The organism is Clostridium frigidicarnis (assembly GCF_900111985.1).
Lineage (GTDB): Bacteria > Bacillota > Clostridia > Clostridiales > Clostridiaceae > Clostridium_Z > Clostridium_Z frigidicarnis.
The window spans coordinates 1-6,071 of record NZ_FOKI01000080.1; the positions used below are offsets into that span (position 1 = coordinate 1).

General features: G+C 28.5%; 4 protein-coding genes, 2 tRNA genes and 1 rRNA gene. 6 read left to right on the top strand and 1 reads right to left on the bottom strand.

What is annotated here, in order from left to right; all coding sequences use genetic code 11:
* From BM119_RS19155 to BM119_RS19170, 4 genes are all read left to right on the top strand, one after another.
* A tRNA-Ile gene (locus BM119_RS19155) sits at positions 1-77 on the top strand.
* A gap of 5 nt (positions 78-82) precedes the next feature.
* Positions 83-158, top strand: a tRNA-Ala gene (locus BM119_RS19160).
* Positions 159-311: 153 nt separating this feature from the next.
* Positions 312-860: a hypothetical protein gene (locus BM119_RS19165; protein WP_090043304.1), complete on the top strand. Its 549-nt coding sequence runs from the start codon at positions 312-314 to the stop codon at positions 858-860.
* Between the two features lie 394 nt (positions 861-1,254).
* Positions 1,255-2,331, top strand: coding sequence for a M24 family metallopeptidase (locus tag BM119_RS19170; protein WP_090043305.1), 1,077 nt, complete (start codon positions 1,255-1,257; stop codon positions 2,329-2,331).
* Positions 2,332-2,414: 83 nt separating this feature from the next.
* Here BM119_RS19170 and cloSI read toward each other — a convergent pair whose 3' ends face one another.
* Positions 2,415-3,932: a clostripain gene (cloSI, locus tag BM119_RS19175; RefSeq protein ID WP_177199519.1), complete on the bottom strand. Its 1,518-nt coding sequence runs from the start codon at positions 3,930-3,932 to the stop codon at positions 2,415-2,417.
* 422 nt (positions 3,933-4,354) lie between these two features.
* Between cloSI and BM119_RS19180 the strand changes: the two genes are divergently transcribed.
* Both BM119_RS19180 and BM119_RS19190 read left to right on the top strand, forming a co-directional pair.
* On the top strand, positions 4,355-5,092 hold the full coding sequence (locus BM119_RS19180) for a TatD family hydrolase (protein ID WP_177199518.1): 738 nt from the start codon (positions 4,355-4,357) through the stop codon (positions 5,090-5,092).
* Positions 5,093-5,869: 777 nt separating this feature from the next.
* Positions 5,870-6,071, top strand: a 16S ribosomal RNA gene (locus BM119_RS19190); the annotation flags it as partial.

Below are 6,071 nucleotides of genomic sequence, written 5' to 3' on the forward strand. Positions count from 1 at the left end.
GGATCTTTAGCTCAGCTGGTTAGAGCAACCGGCTCATAACCGGTAGGTCCGGGGTTCGAGTCCCTGAAGGTCCACCATATTAGGGGGTATAGCTCAGTTGGGAGAGCACCTGCCTTGCACGCAGGGGGTCAAGAGTTCGAATCTCTTTATCTCCACCATAGAAAAACATGAACACTTTAGTTCATGTTTTTTTTATGAAAAAATATAGTAATTTGTTAAAATAGTAATTAAAGCATTTATCAAAAGTATTAATGTAGAATATTATATAGTACCTAATAAAATTAGGAATTAAATATATGAGGATGATTTGGATGAAAATGCTAATTCCAAAAGACCTATCATTTATCTATGAAAAGATAAGAAAAACTATAGGAACAGACCCATATATAAGAGTGGATAGACTTCATAAAGAAAATAAAAATTGGTATGTAGATTTAATTTGTGATAAGTATGACCAAGCAGTTGGATTAAGTTGCATAATAAGAAATAGATTTGAAATTTATAATGAATATGTGATTGTTAGAGTATTCTTTAAGGATAAAGAAACAGTTGTAAAATGTGAAGGAGATTATAATAGAATAAACAATAGTAGATTAGCGCTTATATTGATTCAATTAGCTCTAGGATCCAATCCTTATTTTTGTAAGGCTAGGATATTAACAGATAAAGAAGATGAACCATTTAAAAAGATAGTTGTAGAATTTAGACCATCTGTTATACAAATACGCAATGAAAATAATAAGGATTTTTACGGCAATAGCAATATAATAGCAAGAGATATGTTTCAACAAATATTAAAAGATAGTATGTTTAAAAGTGTGAGGTTTATTTATACAAATAAATCTATAATTAAGCAATAATATAATGAATAGACTACTGACTAAAGTATAGTTTGTAGTCTATTTTTTTATGGTTAAAAAAGTATCTAAAATTATCACTTTAATACTTTTTATAGGAACTTATTTATTATAATAGTAAAGGTTTTATATGATAATATCAAAATAGAGCGAATATTACTTATATTTAAATATTAAGGGCAATTTATAACACAAGTGAGCATATTGACAGACTTTGTTAAATGGAATACAATTATATTAAACTTTGAAAGAAAAATTACAATTTTCTGTGAATCTTAAAGTGAGAATGTCAAATTATAAGTAAAACAATGGTAAATTAAGAATTAAGAATTGAGTAACTAATTTTATGGAGAATCTCAATTTTAAATTATTAATTTATAAATAGGGGGATTTTATTATGAAAACAAATAGATTAAATAGAGTACTAGAAATGATGGCAGAACAAAAAATGGACCAAATGATAGTTTCAGATTCATCTGCTATATTTTATTTAACTGGAAAATGGATACATCCAGGTGAAAGATTATTAGCTTTATACTTAAATGTTAATGGGAATCATAAATTAGTTATAAATGAGTTATTCCCAGTATCTGAAGACTTAGGTGTGGAAAAAATTTGGATTAATGATACACAAAATGGTGTTAAGATATTAGCTGATTTAATGGAAAAGAATAAAGTAACAGGTATTGATAAAAATTGGCCTGCAAGATTTTTATTGCAATTAATGGAATTAGATGGAGAAAGTAAGTATGTTAATGGTTCATCTATAATAGATAGAGTTAGAATGTGTAAAGATAAACAAGAAATAGAATTTATGAAAGAATCCTCAAGAGTTACAGACATAGCTGTTGAAAAAATGATACAGCTTGTTAAAGAGAAGTATACAGAAAAGAAAATGGGACAAATACTTGCTCAAGTATATGAAGAGAATGGAGCATCAGGTTTTTCATTTGATCCAATAGTAGCTTATGGAGCAAATGGTGCGGATCCTCATCATGGAACAGATGATAGTATTGTTAAAGAAGGAGATTCTATAATAATAGATATCGGATGTATAAAAGATTCTTATTGCTCAGATACTACAAGAACTGTATTTTATAAATCAGTTTCTGATAAAGCAAGAGAAGTTTATGAAACAGTAAAAGAAGCTAACTTAAAAGCTATATCTATAGTTAAACCAGGAGTAAAATTCTGTGATATAGATAAAGCGGCAAGAGATCACATAGAAGCAAAAGGATACGGAAAATATTTTACTCATAGAACAGGACACTCTATAGGAATAGAAGATCATGATTTTGGTGATGTTTCTTCTATAAATGAAGATACAGTTCAACCAGGAATGATATTCTCTATTGAACCAGGAATATATTTACCAGGAGAATTTGGTGTAAGAATAGAGGATTTAATTCTTGTAACTGAAGGTGGATGTGAAGTATTAAATAAAACATCAAAAGATTTAAGAATAATAAAATAACAAAAATAAAACCATTGTGGCAATACCACAATGGTTTTTTATATTATATTATAGGGGATACACATTTTTTGTATTACATAAATTTACCATTGGAATGAATTGAAACCACCATCTGAAGTATTTGATGTATCAAACCAGGAATCTAAAAGTTCAAACCAGTTTCCTACTTTATATTTTTCATTATCTATGCCATCTTTACACCAATAAAGATTTCCATAAGGAACTTTTAAATTATCTAAGGTATGATTAGGGTTGTACCATTTTTGTAGTTGCCAGTGAGGTGCTTTAATTCCAGAGTTGTAGTTATTATATATTCTAGATCCATCTGGTAGGAACACACTTAAGCCATTCTTACCTTCCTGGAATTTGTCAATATTACCATCAAATTTACTTTGACCAAATGAGTAAAGTATCATATTATCAACAGAAGTCATTACATTTTCAGCTGCCTTTTTTGTTTCAGGACTAATTGTTGCTCTCATAGATATTTGTTTTGCTAAATCATATGCATCAAAATAAGCATATGCGATCCAGTCAGTTTCGGATGATTCTTTAAAGTAATGTATTAAAGATGTGTTGGTTTTACTGCCTCTTACACTTTCAATAGCAGATTTTTCATGGTTTGTACTTAAACTTCTTGAGAATGCATCAAAAGAATTTTTTAAATCAGATGCTTTTGAAAGATCATAACAACTTAATTGTTGATTGCTAACACGTGTAGTAGAATCCCTTTGCTCTTCAACAAATAATGCACCCAATTCTGCATCAGTAACAGTTGATGGATCAAAGTATTTTTCATTTCCACCAAGGGTCAAATCTGATTCACTACTTGTTCCACCACCAGCTTTTATCCTTGAAAAAATATTATCATACTTAAAACCATATCCCCAAACATTAGGAGATGATCCAATCATATAGTTAGCCTCAAAGCTTCCATTGCCAGGTCTATATTGATAAGCAACTTCTGCATTTCCCATTAGACATGCATCAAATGTAAGAATATCTACAGACTGATCCTTTGTCAAAACATCTGATATCTGGCCCATATACATAATATCATCATTGTTAGTTTCATCTGAGCATATGTGTTTGTCAACATCAGGTGCGAGAATATCTAACTCTTCTTTAGCACCACCACCGTGGTTAGACAGTATCAGCATGTATTTATCAGCTGGATAATTAGCCTTAGTAGAATCAATGAATTTTTTTAGAGTATTAGCATCACCCATATTACCTTCATAATTACTAGTTGTGGTTATTTCTGGAAATTCCTCTCCTCCATTAATCCTAGTAGTGGAATTACTTTCAATTTTATAGAGACGAGTATCAGTAAAATTCTCACCAAAAGTAGAGGAATCACTTGAATAATTACCATTTCTATCTATAAGGGTAACTAAATTTAGGTTTGGGTCATTAACATAACCTGATTTCATTTCCTGTATGTCATTTAGCATATAGGGTTCTAAGTTATTATCTGCATCAGCATACATCATTATTGTGAGTTTTGCCTTTTCAGGTTTTGCCATAACGGGTAAAAAATTAGTTAGGGATGTTGAAACAAGAGTTGCAGCTATAAATACGGAAAGACTCTTTTTATTGATCATACTATTAACCCCTTTTTAATAATTTAGATATGACAATAAGAATTCTTATTATTAAATTTTATATGATAAAAATTAGATAGAGTACATGTACTTAATAATATTTTAGCACGTTAAATAGAAATAGAAATTAAAAGTTATAGACTAAATAAAACAAAATACCTCTCATAAAGAATTAATTACATAAAATGTCAATTAATTCACACTGTATTTAAATGATTTTTTAGTACATAAGTATAAATATTAAATAAAAAAAATTAGTTCAGGTTATTTTAATGTTAAATTAAGTATAATTTAAGAAATGTATATGTATAGATTTTATAATATTAAAATATAATAGTGTATTAGCTAAAAATATAAAAGATGAGAAGTAGTGTGATAAATGATATAATATTATATAAATTATGAGGGGAGGCGAAGAAGTGTATATAGATGCTCATAGCCACTTAGATCATTATAGTGAATTGGACTTAGTAAAGGCGCTAGAGGAAATAGATAATTATAATATATATACTATAACTAATTCTATGGATTTAGAATCATATAATACAAATAATGAAATTGCTACAAAAAGTGATTTTGTAATACCAGCTTTCGGAATACACCCTTTTAGGGCTAAGCAATATGTAAATGATCTAAACGAGCTTTTACCATACATGGAAGAAAGCACTTTGATTGGAGAAATCGGTTTAGATTTTAATAATATAGGCGAACATGAAAAAATAGCTCAGATGAAGGTGTTTGAGTTTTTCTTAGAAAATGCTAAAAACATGGATAAGTTTGTAAATATTCACACCAATGGAACTGAAACGTATGTATTTGATACACTTAGAAAATTTCAATGTGATAAAGTTATAATTCATTGGTATAGAGGGGACATAGATACTTTATATAAAATGATAGAAAATAGTTACTATTTTACTATAAACTCAGAAATGTTAAAGAATGATAATATAATAAAAATTATAGAAGCCATTCCTAATGATAGAATATTAGTTGAAACTGATGGACCTAATGGAGAAAATTATTTTAAAGATAGAGTTATAATGCCTAGAGAAATACTAAGTATAACGAGAGAGCTTAGTGAAATTAAAAATATGAAAGAGGAAACTCTTAAGAATTTATTAATAGATAATTTTCAAGGGATACTAAAAGATTAAATATGAAAAGGTGAATGTTAAATCTATATAAGATATTAACACTCACCTTTTTCAGTTTACACACTAGTATCCCTTTTTATATTTAAAATAAAGAGCTACAATAAGCATAACTATAAATTGTATTGTAGATAAAAGAATTAAGCATATATATTTGAAAGAATATAATGAATCACCAAAGATATATATGAAAGAAAATAAGAATACTAATGATAGAGATATAAAACAAGGAATATATTTGCTTAATGATTTTTTACAAAAACCATAGGAAAAATAAAAAGGAACAAAAAATATAAAGAAAGAGGTCATTATAAAAGTGAAAATTAAATAAGATAACTTCATTAAACTCACCTTGAGTATAAAATAATTAATATAAATATATGCTATAATCTGTGCTTTGGTTAATAAAAGTATAAATATTGAGGAAAACTATACCTTGTGTATCAATATAAATATAATTAAGAAAATAAGAGTAAAATGGAGTATTTTAAAAATAAAACTTATAAAAAGGAAAATAATATCGTATGTGTATAGAATAATATGATATTATAAATCTTGTCGTCGATGACACCTAGTTATTAACTTAGGAAGTCATCAAGCTCTTAAAACTTTTTAAATTAAAGAAAAAAAGAGTTGACACAGATTACCTTAAATGTTATTATAAAGAAGTCGCATGAAGCGGCAAACAAATTGGTCTTTGAAAATTAAACAGATTAAGATAAAGAACCAGCAATTCTTTTACAGTAAATAATTAGCGAAAAGCTAAGAGATTAAACTTTTTAAATTGAGAGTTTGATCCTGGCTCAGGATGAATGCTGGCGGCGTGCTTAACACATGCAAGTCGAGCGAGAGAGTTTCTTCGGAAACAATCTAGCGGCGGACGGGTGAGTAACACGTGGGCAACCTGCCTTGTAGTGGGGGATAGCCCTCCGAAAGGAGGATTAATACCGCATATTGTCACATTGAGGCATCTCAAAGTGAT